General features: G+C 43.8%; 18 protein-coding genes. 10 read left to right on the top strand and 8 right to left on the bottom strand.

The features are described 5' to 3' along the window. Positions 1-2: 2 nt before the first annotated feature. Genes ACTS9Y_RS04555 through ACTS9Y_RS04545 form a run of 3 tightly spaced genes read left to right on the top strand, consistent with a single transcriptional unit; the run spans position 3 to position 1,996 of the window. Positions 3-470, top strand: a complete 468-nt coding sequence (locus ACTS9Y_RS04555; protein ID WP_442584792.1) for an ArsI/CadI family heavy metal resistance metalloenzyme — start codon at positions 3-5, stop codon at positions 468-470. Continuing rightward, positions 457-1,500, top strand: a complete 1,044-nt coding sequence (gene arsB, locus ACTS9Y_RS04550; protein ID WP_442584791.1) for an ACR3 family arsenite efflux transporter — start codon at positions 457-459, stop codon at positions 1,498-1,500. Before ACTS9Y_RS04555 ends, arsB begins: the two co-directional genes overlap by 14 nt. 16 nt (positions 1,501-1,516) lie before the next feature. Then, positions 1,517-1,996 carry an arsenate reductase ArsC gene (locus tag ACTS9Y_RS04545; protein WP_442584790.1) on the top strand — a complete coding sequence of 160 codons (480 nt, stop codon included), beginning with the start codon at positions 1,517-1,519 and terminating at the stop codon, positions 1,994-1,996. Positions 1,997-2,136: 140 nt separating this feature from the next. Here the strand turns inward: ACTS9Y_RS04545 and nhaA are convergent, their stop codons facing one another. Together nhaA and ACTS9Y_RS04535 are read right to left on the bottom strand one after the other, a co-directional pair. Then, complete coding sequence (gene nhaA / locus ACTS9Y_RS04540; protein WP_442584789.1) at positions 2,137-3,516, bottom strand: Na+/H+ antiporter NhaA; 1,380 nt, start codon at positions 3,514-3,516, stop codon at positions 2,137-2,139. A gap of 230 nt (positions 3,517-3,746) precedes the next feature. Further along, a complete protein-coding gene (locus ACTS9Y_RS04535) occupies positions 3,747-4,397 on the bottom strand; it encodes a hypothetical protein (RefSeq protein WP_442584788.1) in 651 nt (216 codons plus the stop codon). 255 nt (positions 4,398-4,652) lie between these two features. Between ACTS9Y_RS04535 and ACTS9Y_RS04530 the strand changes: the two genes are divergently transcribed. Then, the gene (locus ACTS9Y_RS04530; RefSeq protein ID WP_442584787.1) at positions 4,653-5,210 is read left to right on the top strand and encodes a dihydrofolate reductase family protein; all 558 of its coding nucleotides are present in this window, start codon (positions 4,653-4,655) and stop codon (positions 5,208-5,210) included. A gap of 426 nt (positions 5,211-5,636) precedes the next feature. Beyond that, positions 5,637-6,137, top strand: a complete 501-nt coding sequence (locus ACTS9Y_RS04525; protein ID WP_442584786.1) for an SRPBCC family protein — start codon at positions 5,637-5,639, stop codon at positions 6,135-6,137. A 24-nt stretch (positions 6,138-6,161) separates the two neighbouring features. Here the strand turns inward: ACTS9Y_RS04525 and ACTS9Y_RS04520 are convergent, their stop codons facing one another. Next, positions 6,162-6,488 (bottom strand): hypothetical protein, encoded by a 327-nt coding sequence (locus ACTS9Y_RS04520; RefSeq protein WP_442584785.1) that lies wholly within the window; start codon positions 6,486-6,488, stop codon positions 6,162-6,164. A 302-nt stretch (positions 6,489-6,790) separates the two neighbouring features. Here ACTS9Y_RS04520 and ACTS9Y_RS04515 point away from each other — a divergent pair, with 302 nt between their 5' ends. From ACTS9Y_RS04515 to ACTS9Y_RS04505, 3 genes are all read left to right on the top strand, one after another. Continuing rightward, on the top strand, positions 6,791-7,123 hold the full coding sequence (locus tag ACTS9Y_RS04515) for a hypothetical protein (protein WP_442584784.1): 333 nt from the start codon (positions 6,791-6,793) through the stop codon (positions 7,121-7,123). Between the two features lie 212 nt (positions 7,124-7,335). Next, a complete protein-coding gene (locus ACTS9Y_RS04510) occupies positions 7,336-8,388 on the top strand; it encodes a glycosyltransferase family 2 protein (RefSeq protein ID WP_442584783.1) in 1,053 nt (350 codons plus the stop codon). Then, on the top strand, positions 8,381-9,874 hold the full coding sequence (locus tag ACTS9Y_RS04505) for an ArnT family glycosyltransferase (RefSeq protein ID WP_442584782.1): 1,494 nt from the start codon (positions 8,381-8,383) through the stop codon (positions 9,872-9,874). Before ACTS9Y_RS04510 ends, ACTS9Y_RS04505 begins: the two co-directional genes overlap by 8 nt. Before the next feature lie 46 nt (positions 9,875-9,920). Here the strand turns inward: ACTS9Y_RS04505 and ACTS9Y_RS04500 are convergent, their stop codons facing one another. The 5 genes from ACTS9Y_RS04500 to ACTS9Y_RS04480 all read right to left on the bottom strand — a co-directional run bounded on the left by ACTS9Y_RS04500 (position 9,921) and on the right by ACTS9Y_RS04480 (position 18,229). Then, on the bottom strand, positions 9,921-12,176 hold the full coding sequence (locus ACTS9Y_RS04500) for a heavy metal translocating P-type ATPase (RefSeq protein WP_442584781.1): 2,256 nt from the start codon (positions 12,174-12,176) through the stop codon (positions 9,921-9,923). A 68-nt stretch (positions 12,177-12,244) separates the two neighbouring features. Beyond that, complete coding sequence (locus tag ACTS9Y_RS04495) at positions 12,245-15,343, bottom strand: efflux RND transporter permease subunit (RefSeq protein WP_442584780.1); 3,099 nt, start codon at positions 15,341-15,343, stop codon at positions 12,245-12,247. Positions 15,344-15,352: 9 nt separating this feature from the next. Further along, positions 15,353-16,531: an efflux RND transporter periplasmic adaptor subunit gene (locus ACTS9Y_RS04490; protein WP_442584779.1), complete on the bottom strand. Its 1,179-nt coding sequence runs from the start codon at positions 16,529-16,531 to the stop codon at positions 15,353-15,355. A gap of 9 nt (positions 16,532-16,540) precedes the next feature. Continuing rightward, the gene (locus tag ACTS9Y_RS04485; protein ID WP_442584778.1) at positions 16,541-17,818 is read right to left on the bottom strand and encodes a TolC family protein; all 1,278 of its coding nucleotides are present in this window, start codon (positions 17,816-17,818) and stop codon (positions 16,541-16,543) included. A 69-nt stretch (positions 17,819-17,887) separates the two neighbouring features. Next, positions 17,888-18,229 (bottom strand): hypothetical protein, encoded by a 342-nt coding sequence (locus tag ACTS9Y_RS04480; protein ID WP_442584777.1) that lies wholly within the window; start codon positions 18,227-18,229, stop codon positions 17,888-17,890. A 289-nt stretch (positions 18,230-18,518) separates the two neighbouring features. Between ACTS9Y_RS04480 and ACTS9Y_RS04475 the strand changes: the two genes are divergently transcribed. Next, positions 18,519-20,210 carry a phosphoethanolamine transferase gene (locus ACTS9Y_RS04475; RefSeq protein ID WP_442584776.1) on the top strand — a complete coding sequence of 564 codons (1,692 nt, stop codon included), beginning with the start codon at positions 18,519-18,521 and terminating at the stop codon, positions 20,208-20,210. Between the two features lie 30 nt (positions 20,211-20,240). Then, positions 20,241-20,681: a flagellar basal body rod protein FlgB gene (flgB, locus tag ACTS9Y_RS04470; RefSeq protein WP_442584775.1), complete on the top strand. Its 441-nt coding sequence runs from the start codon at positions 20,241-20,243 to the stop codon at positions 20,679-20,681. Positions 20,682-20,776: the final 95 nt, after the last annotated feature.

Genomic DNA, 20,776 nt, shown 5'->3' with positions numbered 1-20,776 from the left:
ACATGAAGCGTATGCACTTACATGTAGCCGTCGATAACATACAGCAAAGCGTTCAGTTTTACTCTGCGCTCTTTGGTGCTTCCCCGACAGTTGAAAAACCTGACTATGCCAAGTGGATGCTGGAAAGCCCACACGTAAACTTTGCTATAAGCTCCCGTGGTGCTAAAGCTGGCTTAGACCATATCGGCATCCAAGTTGAAACAGAAGAAGAGCTGAATGAAATTAAGGAGAGATTAGAAAAGGCCGAGATGTCTTTACTGACTCAGGATGGCACGACATGCTGTTATGCAAGGTCAGACAAACATTGGGTACAAGACCCCTCAGGCATTGCTTGGGAAAGCTACAGGACGCTAGAGAGTGCGCCCACGTTCAACAATGTCGAGACAATAGAGGGCGCATGCTGCACACCAGTCATGCAGTCCATACAAATGACTCCAAGAAAGCCAAAAGAGAATCATGGCTGCTGCTAATCCATCCGCAATAAATAGCTTTGAACGTAACCTGTCGTGGTGGGTGCTTGGGTGCATTCTGGTCGGCATTGGATTAGGTCAAGCCTTTCCTGACTTCTTTCAAGCTGTAGGTGGTCTAAAGGCGGCAGAAGTAAACCTGCCTGTGGCTGTGCTGATATGGCTGATGATTATTCCGATGTTGCTGAAGATCGACTTCAAGACCATGGGTGATGTCTTAGCTCACAGCAAAGGCATAGGCGTGACCTTATTCATTAACTGGATAGTAAAGCCGTTCTCAATGGCCTTGCTTGCTTGGGTATTCATTCGCCACTTGTTCGGTGACTTGCTGCCAGCAGACCAGATTGACAGCTACATAGCTGGCTTGATTCTATTGGCTGCTGCGCCATGCACGGCTATGGTGTTTGTCTGGAGTGGCCTCTGTGGTGGAGAGCCTAAGTTCACGCTGTCACAGGTGGCTCTTAATGATGCCATTATGCTGTTTGCCTTTGCACCATTGGTAGCGTTGCTGCTTGGCCTTTCTAGCATCACTGTGCCATGGGACACACTGTTACTGTCGCTTGTGCTGTTCATCGTCGTACCTGTAATTATCAGTCAATTTGTGCGAGAGGTCTTATTGTCTGGTCGCCAGAAGTCACTTGAAGGGTTGCTAAAGGGAATACAGCCTGTTTCACTGTTTGCATTGCTGGCTACACTCGTGTTGCTGTTTGGCTTCCAAGGCCAGCAGATACTAGAGCAACCATTCGTCATTGCATTGCTTGCTATACCTATCATTATTCAGGTGTATTTTAATTCCATGCTGGCTTACTGGCTGAATAAGAAGCTAAATGTGGCTCACTGTGTCGCCGCACCCTCTGCACTGATTGGCGCTTCTAACTTCTTTGAGCTGGCTGTAGCAACGGCTATTGCACTCTTTGGCTTCAACTCAGGTGCAGCTTTAGCCACTGTCGTAGGTGTGCTTGTAGAAGTGCCTGTCATGCTGTCTGTCGTTTCCATCGTCAACCGTAGCCGCCAATGGTACGAGACTAACTAACAACTGAAAGTTATCAATGAATATCTTGTTTCTATGTACAGGTAACTCCTGCCGTTCAATCTTGGCAGAGGCTACATTCAACGCTTTAGCACCAGAAGGCATGAAGGCCATGAGTGCAGGTAGTCAGCCTACAGGTGAGGTACACCCACGCTCTATAACATTGCTTAAGCGTGAAGGCATACCGACAGAGGGATATCACAGCAAGTCATGGGATAACCTGCCAGAGACTCCAGACATCGTGATTACAGTATGCAGCAATGCAGCAGGTGAGACCTGTCCAGCGTATCTTGGCAACGTTTTAAGGGCGCATTGGGGTGTAGATGACCCAGCCAAGGCCACAGGGTCGGATGCAGAGATAGAGGCTTCATTCATTCAAGCTTATACCACCCTCCGCAAACGCATTGAGGCTTTCTTTACGTTGAATGCTGAGTGCTGGACTGATAAGACAAAACTCAAAATAGAATTAGACCGGATTGGTCAAATCATGCTCTACTGAGTACGGTATATGTAAGTTAGACCTTACAATGAAACATCGATACTGATAATGTGCAACAAAAATGGAAACCCTATTAGGTTAGTATCGTCAATCTTGCATCTAATCATTTACATTGTATCGAGCAGACGTTTCGTTGAGTGCTAAGGGTTTACAGCGTGACGACCTAAAAAACGTAACGCGCTGTAGCCTACAATACCAGACAACAATGACGCAGCGAATACACCTGTTTTAGCCATCAACAAAAAATCCTGGCCATTCGCAAAAGCTAACTCTGCAATAAAGATCGACATCGTAAATCCGATACCACCAAGCACTGACACTGCTGCTAGTTGCATGAAAGATGCTCCAGCAGGCAACTGTCCTATTTTTAATTTTAAGGCAATCCAGCAAGCTCCAGCGATACCAAGAAACTTTCCTAATGCCAGCCCAAAAAATACGCCCATAAAAACCGGATGCGAAATTGTTACGTTTAATGTTGAAAGTTCAACAGGAATGCCGGCATTGATGATTGCAAATAATGGAATAATTAGGAAAGCTACTGGTAAATGCCAGGTATGCTCTAGACGTTGTAGAGGGGTTTGGATACTTCTAGCAGTGCTTTCTACTTCCTCTGCAATCGCATTCAACTTCTGATTAGTCAAAACACTGTCATTTCCTTGTCTGTTAGCATTGAACTCGGAGATCAGATTTTGTAATTTTGAGACAAATTTTTCAGAATGATATCTGGATCTGGCCGGTACTGTGAAAGCACCAATCACTCCGGCAAGAGTTGCATGTACACCAGACTGGAAAAGCGCATACCAAAGTAACACTGCTAAAACGAAATAAGGAAGTACTTTGCGGATGCCGGAGAGATTCAAAGTCACCAAAACAGCGACTAAAACTGCCGCCGCCATCAACCAGTTGACACTTAAGCTCTGAGTGTAAAAGAGTGCGATCACCAAGACTGCTCCCAAGTCATCTGCAATTGCTAAGGCAACTAAAAAGGTAACTAGCGCTTTAGGTACTCGGAAAGCAAGTAATGCCAACACCCCCACTGCAAAAGCAATATCTGTTGCCATGGGAATGCCCCATCCCGGCATTGCATCAGTACCACTATTGAAGAATGTATAAATTAAAGCAGGGACAACCATACCCCCGACTGCTGCGATGATTGGTAGGGCGGCTTGTTTAAGATCGGAAAGCTCTCCCACCAGAAACTCACGCTTTAATTCTAAACCAACCACAAAGAAAAACAGTGCCATGAGTCCATCGTTAACAAAGTGATGTAGGCTCATTTCCATTTTCCAAGTGCCATACATCAAGGCAACGGGAGTATGAAGGAAATGTTGATAACTCTCTGCAAGGTAGCTATTTGCAATAAATAGGGCTATACCCGCCGCTAGCATTAACAGAATGCCGCTGGATGTTTGTTGATGAATAAAATGTTCAAAGGGTGTAATAACTTTTTTAAAAGTATTCTCCCAAGGAGCGTAATTAATTCCGGTATCCACAGACTGTTGATTATCTTTAAATGCCACAGCATCACTTTTTTGATTAATGATGTCCTATTTTATCCGATATATTACTCATAAGAACAACAATAAAGTTTAGCCATAACTCGGAGAATCTCTAGGGAATGCTGGTTGGCAGGAAACATAAATAGCCACTTTGAATGAGTTTAATAAGGAGTCTCAAGTAACTGGATCGGGCGAGATTCAACTGCTTCTCTTTACTGTAATAACTGCTCAACTTGAACTGAAATGGGTGCTCAGCAAATATTGGAATAGGTGCTCAAAACAGAGTGGTGAACACAGTAACAAAAGTACTGACACAAAATAGGATAGCTACCCAGAACCAAACGAATCACATCAGTTGTACCTGTTTTACTCACTATCGAATTTGTTTCAGTATCAAACATAGGCCATGGAAGCTCATAGCTCACAAATTCTTTGAGAGGAAAGATATGTGTTTGGCCGTCTAATGATGGAAAACCTATGTTCGGGGTGGTTATTTCATCCCTGAATGGAGCGCCCACAAAGCAAGTGCCTGTAATGATACGGACACCGGCAGCGGTCTGGCGTGGACCAATCTCTTTACCCCAAAATCCAAATGGTACTGCAGGATAGATACTTATAATGACTTCATGGAGTACTAGAGGAGTACCATGAACGACAGCGTTGCGTATTGCTTTCACTGCTGCCGAATACATGTTCCAACCGGGGAACTCGGATGCTATCCAAGCTTTACCTGTGGCACGCAAGAATTCCTTTCGCATCACCTCGGTAAGTTGTTGGCTCCTATAAAGATACTCATCAAAAGAGCGCCTAAATCGAGATGGATATCGCCGCGAAACCATCATCTCTTTGTAAGCTCTGTTCAAATCGGCAAAGACTAATTCGGTACCAGTAGGATCAATCATAATTTTGGGTATGATTATTAAAGTTATATGGACGATAATTCAATATTATGGGAAGCTTAATGGATTTTTTTCTTTCGACTGTAGCTGAGTTTATTGTTGATATCTTTCTTAGCGTTTACAAGAGATTCAACCCTTCACTCAATGAAAAAGAGGAAAAGCGCATTGCCGGTATCATCTCGTATATTTTGATTTTTACCCTATTAGGTTCGATCGTTGGGCTTACTTTTTGGTATGCCTGAAATAGTTATATCTCTTATGAAAACTCAGTATTACACAGCCTCCAGCCTAGATGGTTTTATTGCAACTGAAGATGATTCTTTGGAATGGCTTTTTCCGCTTGGAGACTTGAACAACTCGAGCTATCCAGAATTTATTCTGGAAGTTGGGGCTTTGGCCATGGGATCTTCAACATATGAATGGATGTTGAGAAATGCCGACCAGGTGATGAAAGAAGCAGGATCACCTTGGCCTTACACTCAGCCAACCTGGGTTTTTACAAGTCGTAATCTGCCAAAGGTCGATGGTGCAAACATCCAATTTGTTAGTGGTGATATTAGACCTGTCCATGCGGAAATGGTAGCTACCTCAACAGGTAAAAACATTTGGATAGTTGGTGGTGGAGATCTTGCTGGTCAATTTTATGATGCTGGCTTATTGGATGAAATGATTGTTCAGATTGGTTCAGCTACTCTTGGTAAAGGGAAGCCACTTTTCCCCCGCAAGGTACTATCACCAACATTTAGCCTCGTGTCAGTTCGCCAGATGGGAGCCAATATGGCGGAGTTACGTTATGAAATAAACAGGACTAGATAACATTCCCTAAATCTAGTTTGAGGATTTAGGTTCTATTGATTAAAAAATAACTAGACTTAATTGAGAGTGAAACAATGCGATTAATAACACTTATCTTTTTAACATCTTTAGTCTTAATCATCTCTGGCTGTAGTAATAAATCTGTCTATGAAGGTGTGAAAGAAGGTGCCAGAAACAATTGCCATAGTCAGCCGCCAAGTGAAGTGGATGCATGCTTAGAAAAACTAAACTCCAAATCATATGAGGAATATGAAAAGGATCGCTCGGGTAAAAAATAAGACTCCTCAGATCACTCAATTAGCTTTCTCTATAGGCTTCGAGATTTCGAGGCCTTTATACTTTCAGGGCATCTTAATTAAAGCAAGCCAACTTTCTCGGTATGTTTTTTGCATTCCTTACATTTTTAAATCTCAATAGGAGAAGAGCTTGAGAAAGATATTGGTAGCAGTTTTATTATTTACAGGCTTAGTTTCAACCAATGTATTTGCCGGTAAACATTTAAATGTTCATGAGTCCATTGTCATTGATGCTAAGGCCGCCGACGTTTGGGCAAAGATTAGCAATTTTGGAGATTTGGGAGCCTGGCATCCAGCGATTCAAGAGACCAAGATTGTTGAAGGTCAGAACAACCATAAAGGGGCAATCCGAATTTTGAGATTGCAAGGCGGTGACACCATCAAAGAAAAGTTAGTCACCTACAACGCGATTAAACAAAAGTACACATATGCCATCTTGGACGGAGTGCTACCGGTAACTAATTACCGGTCTGCAATTACAGTTAAGCCTGTTTCAAAAGATAAATCCAAGGTTATTTGGCATGGCCATTTCGAGGCTGCAGGAGCCTCCGACGAAGACGCGAAAAGGGTAGTAACGGGTATGTATAAAGCCGGATTAGACAATCTTAAAAAGATTTCAGAAAATAAATAGGAAACTCAGGGGCTAAAAGCCCCTTTATCGTTCTTCATACTCATCTCTATAGGATTTAATGACCTGACCATCTATCGAAAGGCTAAGATCAAACTTGCTTTTATCTGGGAGGTTCTGGAATGGGCCAGACGGATCAACAGACCTGTAACCCAAACACAGATATATCCTTGAGGTAATCATCAGATCGTATCGTAGAGCATAGGTGAAAGTTGTCGAAACATCGCTCTCGGCGAAACCGAATGTCTGCACTGCATTTCTCGCAATCGACCAGTCGTGGTTTTGGCATGATTGAACAATCGAGTTTTTAACTATTTCAAATATTTGTTCTGCATTTTCTTCCGGTTTCAGCATTTTTATTCCAGCCTTTCTTAATGTCAGTTAACTGACCTAATCTGCTTCATCAGAGTTGCTCCACCTTTCATGAATATTTTTAGGTGTAGCGCTCACCTAAGATGATATTCGTTTTCATTCTGCAAAAAATGCAGAAATCATTTGTATAAATTTAATTGATCCTGCAAAAAGTGCAGAACTATTGATCAATCCTACCGAATTTCTTAGCAATTGGGCCCTTCTCGGCTTGGCATTTAATTTGCTGATACAAGACAAATATTAGGTAAGCAATGAATTGCCATACACCCAAAAAAAATTAAGAAATGAAGCATGTCTTATTAAAATTTAAAGTAATAACAGTAATGTTGGTTTTAGCAACATTAATAGTAATTCCTGTCATCGGCTCCTTTATGTGTATATCCGATGATGTTGTCACGCATACACATGGCTCTGAGACTCACGAAATTGTAAATACTGCCATGGGTGAATTAGGTGAGCATTGTTGTGATGATCACACTCACCATGATATTAACCTGATTGGTTCTAGCTCCTCCTTGAGTACGCTTTCTACAGCAGTGCCAGGCTATAAACGTCCTGACAATGAAAATCTAATCCCTCATCCCTTAATCGAGTTTGATAAACCGCCGAGTTTTTAATGTATTTCGCCCCTTTGAGGCTGATCTATATTTAACTAACTGAGGTGGACAATGATTATTTTTATAAATCGGCTGACTAGTGATGTGTCTGAAAAGGCTGCTGCAGCTAATTCTTTAAGCCAATTCTGCAGTGAGCCAGCAGTAACGATGGCACCAAATTTGAATATCTATTCCCGGATAAACCAACGAACGGTTCAAAGGGAGGACTAGAAATGAATGCCAGTCTAGATAATTCCCGTTTCCGTGCGCAGATAGAGTCAGGAATCCCTGACATCCATCCCAGCAGGCTTTTATTATCAATAGTCGTTCCGGTATTCAATGAGCGTTCAGTCATTCAACTCTTTATCGCTCGCTTATACACCGTACTGCTCCAAATTGATTACAAGTTTGAGATTGTATTTGTAGACGATGGAAGCACGGATGGCACAACAGAGTTTCTTCAAAAACTTGCCTTTCGACATGACTATATCCGCTTGGTAAAGTTAAGTCGGAATTTTGGTAAAGAGGCTGCCATGACGGCTGGTCTGGATCGAGCTCATGGTGATGCAGTAATTCTTATTGATGCTGACCTGCAAGATCCTCCAGAATTGATTCCGGACATGATTGCTGCCTGGCAGCGTGGAGCTGATACCGTAGTTATGCGCCGCAGCTCCAGGGCCGGGGAGAGCTTTCTAAAACGTGCGTCTGCCCACTGTTTTTACAGATTACTCAACTTCTTAAGCGAATTATCAATCCCGGAAGATACTGGTGACTTTAGGTTGCTAAGTCGCAGAGCGGTAGACACCCTTTCAACGTTACCTGAGCGCAGTAGATACATGAAAGGCTTATTTGCATGGATTGGACTACCTGTCGAAATCATTAACTATAACCGTGCTCCCCGTGCCGCTGGAGAGACGAAATGGAGCTTCCTAGGGCTATGTCGATTGGCGATGGAGGGGATTGTTTCATTTTCAACCATTCCTCTTCGTGCAGTGACCTGGCTAGGAGGCATCGCCGCATTAGGAAGTGTTGCCTTTGGTATATGGGTTGTCTGTAAAACATTCTTGTTTGGCGAGCCGGTGTCTGGTTATCCATCCATTATTGTCACAGTCACCTTTATAGGCGGTGTTCAATTAATTTCTATAGGGCTTCTTGGTGAATATATGGCCAGGATCTACGTTGAGTCCAAGCAACGACCAATCTATGTGATCCAGGATGAGTATAGCGTCAATCAGGTAACCCAAAGCGATGCCTCTGCATTCAACGCAGGAGGCCATCATGCTTAAAGACTCTACAACGCTTATTAAAATTGTTGTGGTATTGGTTTTGTTGAGAATTTTCAGCATAGTTTATTTTCCATACGCGGATACAACGGAACCGAGGTATGCAGAGATAGCGAGAATTATGGCCACCTCAGGAGACTGGATCACACCATGGTTCGAACCCGACAAACCTTTCTGGGGCAAGCCGCCATTGTCATTCTGGTTTCAGGCACTATCCATCAATGCCTTCGGTGTGGAAGAGTGGACCGCACGCTTTCCTTCCTTAATAGTTACGCTACTCACGGTTTGGGTAATTTTTAAATGTGCCATAGAGTACGCCGGAAGTCGTGCTGCATATTGGGCGGTGGCAATCTATGCAACTTGCGCATTGCCATATGCCTCTGCAGGAGCAGTGCTCACTGATCCTTATCTGGCTCTAGGCACTGTTCTTTGCATGGCTGGTTTGCTATTCCCCTCAGTAAGCTGGAGGATTGCAGGCTTCATTGGATTGGCTATAGGTTTGTTATCTAAAGGACCATTGGCTCTAGTGTTAGTGCTTGGACCAATCGTAATGAGTTTGCTTGTTTTTCGAACCAAGTTTTGGCCTCCAGTCCAGAAGCCTCTTCTGCTTATGGGCTCATTATTAGTCGTAGCACTAGTTCTACCGTGGTACGTACTGGCTGAGATTAAGACTCCTGGTTTCTTGGATTACTTCATCGTTGGTGAGCACTTTAGAAGATATGTAGACCCCGGCTGGGCTGGAGACATTTATGGATCTGCACATGTAAAACCTTACGGTAGCATCTGGCCATTGTGGATAGAAGCCACTTTCCCTTGGGGGATCGTCGCTATCATTGCGGCCGTAAATGTATTCATAAAGGGACGTGCCAAACTTTATCTGGAAAATATCACTAAAGACCCAGTGACTTTCTATTACCTTAGCTGGGCAATATTCTCGATGGTGTTTTTCACATTTGCTGGAAATATTCTTTGGACTTATATCCTGCCTGCGATTCCACCATTTGCGATTCTCTTTGGGAAGAAATTGTCGGAATGGAGTAATACCTCGAACAACACAATTACCTCGATCATGGGGGTCTGGTTTTCAATATTCGCCGTACCACTCGGTATCTTCATTGCAACGATGAGTGTCTCGGAAAACCCTTATTTGGTTAAAACTGAAAAAATGCTGATTGAGTATCCCAAAGTGATAGGTTTGGGATATCAGGACCTATGGTATATCGACGAAAGACCATTTTCGGCACGGTATTACTCAAATGGGAGCGTTAAACTAATCAATGTGGATGATTTTGATCAGATGCTAAAACTACATCCTTATGACGAGTTATTCCTGGCAGTACCATTTGGAATTGTGTTTGACTTCCAAGAAAAACATCTGGATGAAAAAGGTATTAAGTGGGAGTATGTAACTAGAGGGCATAGTAAGAGATTTGAATTGCTTCACATTCATAAGACTCAAGTGCCGGGCAAGCTACATCATCCGTTATAAAAAAGCCCCTGCAATGCAGGGGCTTTAACTGGTAAGCTCTCATGGCTTATTTCGCAGCCTCATAACTCATTAGTCTTAAGCCATTCATCACTACGATCAAGCTAGCCCCCATATCTGCAAATACAGCCATCCACATGGATGCGTCCGCGAATAGTGCCAGTATCAAGAAAATAAACTTGATACCAAGTGCGATAGCAATGTTTTGCCACAGAATCGTATGGGTTTGTTGAGACAGGCGAATGGTTTCGGGCAGCCGGCGTAGGTCATCATTCATCACAAGAACATCAGCTGCTTCCATGGCCGTGTGTGTTCCAGCTGCACCCATTGCAAAACCAATGTCTGCTCTTGCTAATGCTGGAGCATCATTAATACCATCGCCGGTCATAGCTGTGGTGCCATATTTTTGCTGAAGCGCTTCGATTTCCTTGAGTTTATCTTCGGGCAACAAATTTCCTTTAATCTCAGTAACACCAGCCTGCATGCCTACTGTTTTTGCTGTTGCCTCATTGTCTCCGGTCAACATTACCGGGGCCACGCCTAATTTCTTTAGCTCCTCAATAGCAATCGTAGAGAATGGTTTGATAGTGTCTGCGACAGCAAAAATTGCCAGCACCTTTTCATCATTAGCAAGTAAAGAAACTGTCCGACCAGCATTCAAATATGAACCAAGTCGAATTTCTAGGTCATCTGTGCTTAGATTGAGTTCTTTAATCCACCTATGATTGGCTAGATAGTAAGTTTTACCTTTAATAGCTCCTTGAACACCTCTGCCGGCGACTGCTTTGAAATCAGTGACATCTTTCAATTTACCAGATGATTTTTCAGAGATTGCTTTGGAAACAGGGTGGTCAGACCTGTATGCCAAACTAACAGCAATACCCTCGATTTCGGTCTTATTTTCTTCGCCATCTAACATCACGGATGCAACCAACTTAGGTCTGCCTTCAGTGATTGTTCCAGTTTTATCTAATGCCACAGCTTTGATCTTGCGAGCTTCTTCAAGGTATACGCCACCCTTGATCAGAATGCCACGCTTCGCTGCTGCAGCTAAACCACTGACTACCGTAACGGGTGTTGATATGACTAAAGCACATGGGCAGGCTATCACTAACAGTACCAGAGCCTTGTAAATGGATTGCAACCAAGTCCAACCCATCAGCCAAGGCATTAGAACCGCTACTGCTAGTGCCAGCACGAAAACGGCTGGCGTATAAACTGCTGCAAACCTATCTACAAATCGTTGAGTAGGTGCTCTTGAACCTTGAGCTTGTTCAACAGCCTCTATAATTCTGGAAATGGTGCTGTTAGTTGAGAGTGCTGTGACTCTCACTTCTAATTCTGCTGCCTGGTTAATGGTCCCAGCATAAACTTCATCTGCCGGTGATTTATCGATTGGCAAGCTTTCACCCGTTACAGGTGACTGATCAACTGCGCTTTGACCAGCTGTAACAATCCCGTCAAGAGGAATTCGCTCGCCTGGCTTGACCCGTACTTTCGCATCTATCTGGATATCTTTTACAAGTTCACGCTTCCAGGAACCATCAGGCTGCTGAACCTCAGCATTCTCTGGGGTAAGTGCCATCAGGCTTTTAATTGCATTGCGGGCGCGATCAACGGCCTTAGCCTCAATAGCTTCTGCGATTGCATAGAGTGCCATAACCATGGCAGCTTCTGGCCACTGACCGATGAGGAACGCACCAGTTACTGCTACAGTCATTAGCGCATTGATATTCAATCGTCCTTGCGTTAGCGCTTTGAAACCTTTCACGTAAACTTCCAAACCAGCCAGTACAATTGCAATGCCTGCTAAGGCCATACTTAAGTTATTAATTTCCTGAAAGTCTGGAAACGCGAAATCGAGTGCCTCTGCCAAGACCGCAAGAACTAATGCACCTAGCAATTTCCCCCATGTCGCCCAAAATCCTTTTTCAGGCTCAATAAGGTTTGGAGAGTCTGCCTCGGGATCAATTAACTCAGGAGTGAAACCTGCTTTTCGAATGGCCTCTACAGCTTGAATCACGCTGTTCGAATCCGCATCTATTCCTAGCTCTCGTTTTCCAAGGTTAAATCTCAGACTGCGTATTGTTTCAATCTTACCCAATGCACGCCTGATTTCTGCCTCTTCCGCAGCGCAATCCATTTCTTCAATTCGTAATGTAGCTAAATCTCTAACATTCGAGATGGTAGCCTTAACTTCATGCACCACATCTTCACTGGATACAGAAGTCACTTCTTCAGGTGTTTTACTACAACAGTTTAAGCAGTCCTTACCATCATTTTGGGTATCTTTTGAATCATTCACGACATTGCTCCTAATGGATACTTAACTTAATGGTCAGGCAGTAGCAACCGCCTGACCCAGTTTGCTAATTAACTAGCTTTGCGAGGCATCCCTTTTTCGTTTGCTTCTCTTCTGGTTTCCATCCAGTCGTAGGCAACTGGTAAGAAAACTAAAGTCAATGCTGTGGCAGTAAGTAAGCCACCAATCACCACCACTGCAAGTGGTCGGAGGATTTCAGAGCCGACACCTGTGGCAAGCAGAAATGGTATTAGGCCGAAAATTTCAACCATTGCAGTCATCATTACCGGCCTTAAACGAAGAGTTGTGCCTTCTAATACCGCTTCCTCAATCGTTTTGCCTTCTTCTCGCAGGCTATTGATGAATTCGACCAGGACGATACCGTTCAACATGGCTACGCCGAACACGGCAATAAATCCAATTGCAGCAGGAACTGAGAGATACTGTCCTGCTATAGCCAGTGAAAAGATGCCCCCAATCGCTGCAAACGGTACGTTGGCGATGATCAGCCCTGCGTATCTGAGAGAATGGAATGCTGTATACAGAAGGACGAAAATTAAACCGATGGTGAGCGGAACGATGATCGCCAGCTTGGTCATAGCACGTTGCTGGTTTTCAAATGCGCCACCCCATTCAATCCAGTAACCACTCGGCAACTTCACTTTCTGATCAATGGCTGCTTGAGCCTCTTTAACGAAACCATCAATATCGCGACCTTGGACATCCATTTGAATAACCGCATAACGTTGTAATTGCTCACGTCTAACAAATGAATAACCTTCTTCGATATTGACACTTGCAACCTGAGAGAGCGGGATCAACGCACCTTGAGCGGTTGAGATCGGAATATCGTTAATTGCTCTAATATCGCTTCTGTATTCAGGCTGGAGCCAGACTTGAATGGCAAAGCGTTTAACGCCATCAATCAGAGTAGATACTGGTTTACCGCCAATGCCAGACTGCACCACTTGAAGCACATCATCAGCATTGATGCCATAACGAGCAATCGCCTCTCTATCGACATTAATAATCAGTTGAGGCTTACCTACGTTGGCTTCCAGCGCAAGATCCGTTACGCCATTAACCTTTGCAACAACTCCTCTTACCTGGTTGGCAATGCGGTCAATAGTTGCAAGGTCCTCACCGTAGACTTTTGCAGATAAGGTAGCCCTGACCCCAGAAATGAGCTCTTCTACACGGGACTGAATTGGCTGAGAAGCAGAGATGACCGCCTCAGGCACATCTTCTTCAGCCTGTTCTTGTAGTTTCGCTGCCAGCTCACCATACGTGATTTTCTTTGGCCAGGTATCTGCTGGATTCAGATGGACTAATACTTCCATGTAATTCACATCTGCGGTTTCACCTTTTTCAGCACGCCCAATCATGGCAATGCTGCTCTTTACTTGAGGCATCTTTTTCAGACTCTTTGCCACTCGATCTGAAACGGAAATGGATTGCTCCAAGGAAGTCGATGGAATACCGGTAACTCTGAAAAGAATGTCTTGTTCCTGAAGGTTGGGCATAAATTCTTTTCCCAGGAATGGGAACATCGCCAGTGCTACGATAAAGGCAATGCCAGTCGCACCAACGACAATTTTCTTATTTCCTAGACACCATTTTAGAAGGGAGACATATCGAGGCTTCAAAAGGCGAATCAGCCAAGGGTCTCTTTCTTCTTTTGGTTTCAGAGCCAAAGAACAAAGTACTGGAATTAGTGTGAGCGTCAGGATCATCGAACCAATCATGGCAAATGTCATGTTGATTGCTAGCGGCTTAAATAGCTTGCCCTCTAATCCTGTCAGGGAAAAGATAGGCAGGAATACCACTGTAATGATAAGAACGCCAAATGTAATTGGGTTGATCACTTCACGGGAAGCATCTAGCACAATCTTTGTTCTATCGACACTTTGTCCAGCATAGTGGGCTAATCGACGGAAGCAGTTTTCTACAAGCACCAATGGACCATCGATTGTCATACCGAGGCCAATGATCAAACCGCCCAAGGACATCAGGTTAGCCGATATCCCATATTTCTCCATGAAGATGAATGCAATCAAACGCCCCATTGGAATCGCAACCACGACCACCAGAGCAGATCGCACTTCACCCAACAGCATGAAGAGCACGGCTATTACCAGTAATGCCCCTTCAACCATTGCACGATCGGCCATTTTGATCGCTTTGTCGATGATAGCCGTGCGGTCATAAACCGTTTCTAAAGTGACGCCCTTTGGTAACGTAGCCTTAACCAGCTCTAGTTTCTCTTTAGCAGCATCTACTACTTGCTGGGCATTTTCACCAATTCTGGCAAGCACCATGCCCATCACCACTTCTTTGCCATCTTGTGTCACGGCACCGAATCGTGGGCCGGCACCTTCAATGACTTTGGCGATGTTTTCTACGTACACTGGGGTACCCTGATTTTCCGAAACAACGATGCGTTCAATGTCTCGACTGTTCTTAACCAGACCCAAACCGCGAACCAGGAATTGTTCTTGGCCAATATTGACGTACTGGCCACCAACTTGATGGTTATTAGCGGTTAGTCTTTCAATGACTTCTGAGAATGTCAGACCATACTTAAACAGCTTTTGGGGGTCGATTTGAACTTGAAATTGCTTCTCGTTACCGCCCCAGGATGTAATGTCATCAACCCCTGAGACTGTACGCATCACCATTCTTACGTTCCAGTCATGCAAGGTTCGTAGGTCGGTGGTGGATTGTTTATCGGATTTGAGCGTGTACCAGAGAACCTGACCTAAACCAGAGGTGTTCGGACCAAGGGTTGGCTCTCCATATCCAGCTGGCATTCTTGACCGAGCATCCGCCAGTTTTTCACCCACCAAAAAGCGTGCCTGTTGAATGTCCGTAGTGTCATTGAAATACACGCTGACATATGACAATCCAAACAGTGAAACTGACCTGATTTCCTCAATGCCTTTGAGACCGGCTAAAGAGCTTTCAACGGGAAACGTAATCAGTTTTTCAACATCCTCTGAAGCTAGACCAGGGGATTCCGTATACACATTAACCTGAACAGGAGTTACATCTGGGAAAGCATCCAAAGGTACTTCCTGCCAGGCTTTGACTCCAAAAAATGCAGCAACGATAAACGCCAGAATGACCAGAAGTTTATATTTGAGCGCAGCGTCTAATATCCAATTTAGCATGCTGTTCTCCTAGTGCTCATCGCTGATTTGAGATTTGAGCTGTCTGGCTTTTAGCGCATATACACCAGTCTGAACAACGAGTTCACCTTCTTTAAGGCCAGATTTGATCTCAACTAACTCGTTATATCTGGAGCCTAATTCAACTGCCCTTGGAGTGAAGCCGCCTTTCTCATTGATATAGACATTTGGAATGCCTTGTACCATTACCACTGCAGAGTTTGGAACAACAAATACATCCTTGGTCCCGGCATGGCTGAGTAGCACTTTTGCAAACATATCAATGCGTAGCTTGAGGTCAGGATTGGGAAGCTCGATTCGAGCTTTTACTGTGCGAGTGGTCTTATCAACCACGCTTGATAAATAACTGACCTTACCCTTGAAAACCTCATCTGGATAAGCTGTGACTGTGACACTGGCCGATTTCCCCACTGCAAGTGATTGCAGGTCTCTTTCTGGAACATCTGCATCAATCCATACTGAAGACATGTCTGCAATCGTGAAGATCGTGTTTGCAGGACTAGCTAACTCACCAATTACTACGTTTTTCTCAATCACAATGCCATCGAATGGTGCTTTGAGTAGATAAGTAGAACCGTTTTGTTCCGACAAGCCGCCATACATACGCAATCTCTCAGAGTCTGCATAGAGGGCAGATTTAGCTCTTTCCAAAGCAGATTGTGATTCGATCAATTGTTTCTGAGGAACAACTTTATCTTCATACAACTTGGAAATACGATCAAAGTTTGCCTGAGCCAGCGCTAAGTCTGTTTTGGAGCTTCGATATTGAGCTCTTGCTTCACCCATCTGGATACTATCAATCTCAGCTAGTATTTGACCTGTTTTAACTCGGTCTCCAAGATTGGCAATCACTTTGGAAAGCTTGCCCTCAATACGAGGTGTTACATGGGCAAGTTTGTTTTGGTTAGCCTGAATGTTCGCCGTAAACGTTAACTGATCTTCGACCGATCTCTTGGACGCGGGGGTAACTGTCAATTGGCTCTGCTGGACTTCAGCATTGCTCAATTTAATCACATCTTCATTGGCTTCACTCTCTGCAGGAGCTGAGGAGATGGCCTTGGTTTCAGAATCTGGAGCATCTTTAGAGCTGCATCCACTTAACAGCATGAAAAAGATGATTGCAGAAAAAATCAGCGCAAATACATATAATTTTTTGAGGAAATTTAACATTTTTGTTTCCTATTCTTGTGTAGCTGAAGCTAATGGGGACAGCCAGCCTGAAACATATTCCAACTCAATCTGGACAAGGCGAAGATCCTTTTGTGCATCAATGATGTCGCGTTGAGCATCCACCACTTGTCGTTGCACAATCAGTAATTGCGGCAATCCAATTTCACCGTTTTCGAATGCCTTTTTGGAAAGCGTCAGGTTTTCCTCTAGCTTGGGATAAACCTCACTGTTCAAACGTCTAACTCGATCCTTGATGTTCTCTCTACGTAACCAGGCGGCTTCAATGACTGCTTTGGCATTCCGTGTCTCAGAAGTCAGGTTAATTTCTGATTGAGTAAGCTCTGCTGTTGCTCGACCTATGCCAGCCGCATTGCGACGGAAAATCGGCAGCGGCATGGATACGCCGATGGATGAAATATTGTCACTGCCAGCGAGACTGGCCTCCGTCGTATTGATTAGAGACACAGTTAGGTCTGGGTAACGCATACTTTTTTGCAGCTCTAAACGCGATCTGGCAGAGGCTTCTTTACTTGTCAGGGATTGAATTCCAGGGCGGGTATCAAGCTTGTTGAATAGTTCTTGTAGTGTGTATTGCGTTTGGGCTGGAGTTAATTCCCCAGCAACTTCTGGAAATTCATTTGCCTTAAGCTGCATGGTGGCTGCCAGCTGAGTTCTTGCACGCAACAATTGTTCATTAAGAGAGATTAATTGGTTACGTGCACGCTCCGCATCTACGATGGCCAAATTTCCATCAAGCAAGCTATCCTCACCGGCGCTTACTCTCTTGCGAGACAACTGCGTATTTTGCTCGATGAGTTTTAGAATGCGTTGTTCAACTTCAATACGCTTTTGGACAGCAAGTACATTGATGAATTGCTCTTCTAATTGCGCATGCAGGGCGCGATACTCTTCAGCAATATCTTGGGAAATTGCAGTTTTACTTTCTTCAGCAGCTTGTCTACGAAACCGTTGCTGCCCGGCAATCTCGAAGGTCTGGGAGATACCGATACCATACTCACCTCTGTAAGGGTCAGATGCGCCGGTTTGAGCAATTCGGCGGGTCCTACCTTCCAGGTTGAGTGTCGGGTTGTAATAGAGCGGGCCGGAAGCATCTTGGAACTCGCCAGCAGGAATACTCTGAGTGGCGATTAAGCGCTTTAAGTCCGGGTTGTTCTGGGCAGCGATATTCCAGGCTGCATCCAGCGTTAATGGCTCAGCATTGGTAACTGAACTGGTTAAGAAGGCTATTGATAAAAACAGCCATCTTATAAATGATGATTCATACACGGTAAGACCTCACTCGTTAGATCAATGATCAAGATGCTGAAAATCAATTCAGCATCTTAGGACAATTAATCAAACAAGCGCAGGAGGTCTGTAGAGGCTTTTTAGGACTGGATTTGTGAACTGGTCTCTAGATTCAATCTTATAGGTAGATGAATCTAACTTAGGAAGCGTGTTAATCACTTCACTAGTCTCGATGGCAGTGATGTGTGCAGAGATGTGGCAGGCATGATCACAAAATGGTTCGGACATCGGAGCGTTTTTGATATCAGCATTGCTATTCACTTGAGATTTATTAATCAGATGAACATCCTGCATGACTGCTTGAGACGATACAGCATCATCAAACAAAACTTCAGGCGAGAAAGCCCACGCCGATGAGCTCAAGACTGAGATCAGCGCAAGAAATGCCATGAATTTTCGTATAAGTTGATACATGCTTTTTTAAATTTAGCAATAACTCATTGATTAGTCAATAATTTCCATGTATCGAAATGTACTGTACCCGGCTTCGAAATCATTCTTGGAAAAAATCAAGTTTTGACTCTCAGTTTCTGCAAACTTTGCAGATATAAAAAGTATGATCCTGCAAAATTTGCAGGGATTTTCACGATCTCTCAAATATTTCCCTTAATAATCAATAGGATAAAAGCTGGCATGTGGTTTGCTATTTTCTGATGATTGCCATCAGAAAAGTGAGCCCATGTTTTTAGACAACCTAAAATCTAAGATTTCGAAATATTTGCCTGTTCCAGAAACTCAAACAAGCTGGATCATGATGGCATCCTTGTTCATTATGGTGACTGGCAACATTTCGCTTTGTCAAAACCTGTTGAAGACGTATCCACTCAGTCTTAATAATCTTCCGTTCCTGGCATCATTATTCGTTTTCTTTTTCGTCACGCTAACAATCGTCATTCAAATACTTTGCATTGGTAAATCTGCAAAGTGGGTTTTAGCTGTTCTGCTGATTGTTTCTTCTCTGAACGCATATTTCATGGATAGCTTTGGTGTAGTGATCGACCACACCATGATGGATAACGTTGCTCAAACCGATCAGAGAGAGTTGCAAGGTTTAATCACATTTGAATTGGTGGCCAGATTGATCTTTTTGGGTCTGATCCCGGCATTTCTTGTGATTAAAAACTTTCCAAAGCAGATGGAGTTTTCTCAAGAATTCAAGATTCGCATTAAAGCTATTTCCAGCCTGGCTCTAACGGCGATCATGGTAGTTGCACCATTCACTGCTGGGTATGCGTCATTTATCAGAGAGCACAAAATCGTAAGGTTTTATGCGAATCCAACATTCTCGATTTATTCTGCCTATAAATATGTAAATCAAGAAGCCAAAGTTTTTGAAGCACGGAATGTCCCTTTAAAAACGATTGCCACTGACGCTTACAGAAACACTCCAAACAACAACAAACGTAAGCTTGTCATCGTTGTTGTAGGTGAAACAGCACGGTATGACAGGTTTGCGTTAAACGGGTACCGACGCGCCACCACTCCTAATCTGGAAGCTGCAAACGTTGTCAGCTTTAGTAATGTCAGTGCTTGCGGTACCTCCACCATGGTATCCGTACCATGCATGTTCTCTTCCCTAGGGCAACGTGGTTATAACAAAGAGACGGCTTTGAAGCAGGAGAATGTGATTGATGTGTTGGCCAGAAACGGCATTGATGTTTTATGGCGCGACAATAACTCAGACTCGAAAGGTGTTGCACTTCGAGTTAAATATCAAAATTTTCAATCAACAAACCTCAATCCAATATGTGATCCAGAGTGCCGTGATGTAGGTATGTTAGATGGCTTGGATAAGCACATCCAATCAAAAAATGGCAAAGACATTCTGATCGTATTGCATCAGATGGGTAATCACGGTCCTGAATATTTCCGACGTTACCCAAAGGCATTTGAGAAGTTTAGCCCCGTGTGTAAGTCGAAAGAACTTAAAGATTGTACTAAGCAAGAGATCGACAATGCTTATGACAATGCGATTCTCTATACAGATTACTTCCTATCCGAAGTGATTAAGTTTCTTAAGCCATACGAAGAAAACTACGATGTGGGAATGATGTATATCGCCGATCACGGTGAGTCACTAGGCGAGTATGGAATGTATCTTCATGCAGCCCCGGTGGTGATTGCGCCTAAAGAGCAAACCAAAATACCTCTCATTGTATGGACAGGCAATTCGTCTGCATTCCCAGAAAGCCACTTAAGGCAGCATAAAAATCTTGCATTAAGCCACGATGATGTTTTCTGTTCGCTGATGGTCGCTTATGACTTCAACAGCAACATGTGTAAGCCATATATGGAGGCTGCAAGACATTTACATAATTCACTGGATCATGATGCTGTTACAGCTGTAGTTGATAAGGGTATTTCAAGCTAATTTTTAGGATGTAATTTCGGGAGAAAAACTATGTTGAAAAAATTGGATGCCGAACTGAATGTTCTTCAAAATGCGCTGCGTATTCGCACTCAGCGACAAGAGTTACTAGCTTCTAACATTGCGAATGCAGATACACCGCAATACAAGGCGAAAGATATTGATTTCAAATCAGCCATGCAATCAGCTATGCAACAGGCAGAAACTAATGGTACTACATCAGCAGATCCGAGAGCCGGCATTCTTAAACAAACTAGCAGTGAGCACCTGAGTGGAGATCCAGATCAAGTGAAAGGTCATTCTGGAGATGTTCTTTTTCGTTCTTTAGTACAAGGCTCCGTAGATGGTAATACTGTAGACATGGATTTAGAGAGAAACGAGTTTGTAGACAACAGTGTTCGCTACGAAGCTGGCGTCACGTTAATGACAGATAAGCTTAAAGAAATGATGACCGCAATAAAGGGAGAAGGTTAACCGACCGACGATTTAGTTGCTTCGCCGGCACATGCCAGCTCCCCTGACTGGCTGAACAGGCGGTGGAGGAAGGGAGTTATCAGTTTTATACCTCG

The organism is Methylophilus sp., from assembly GCF_052173275.1.
GTDB lineage: Bacteria > Pseudomonadota > Gammaproteobacteria > Burkholderiales > Methylophilaceae > Methylophilus.
Note: the sequence above shows the minus strand (reverse complement) of the source record. Positions and strands in the feature narration are given on the sequence as shown.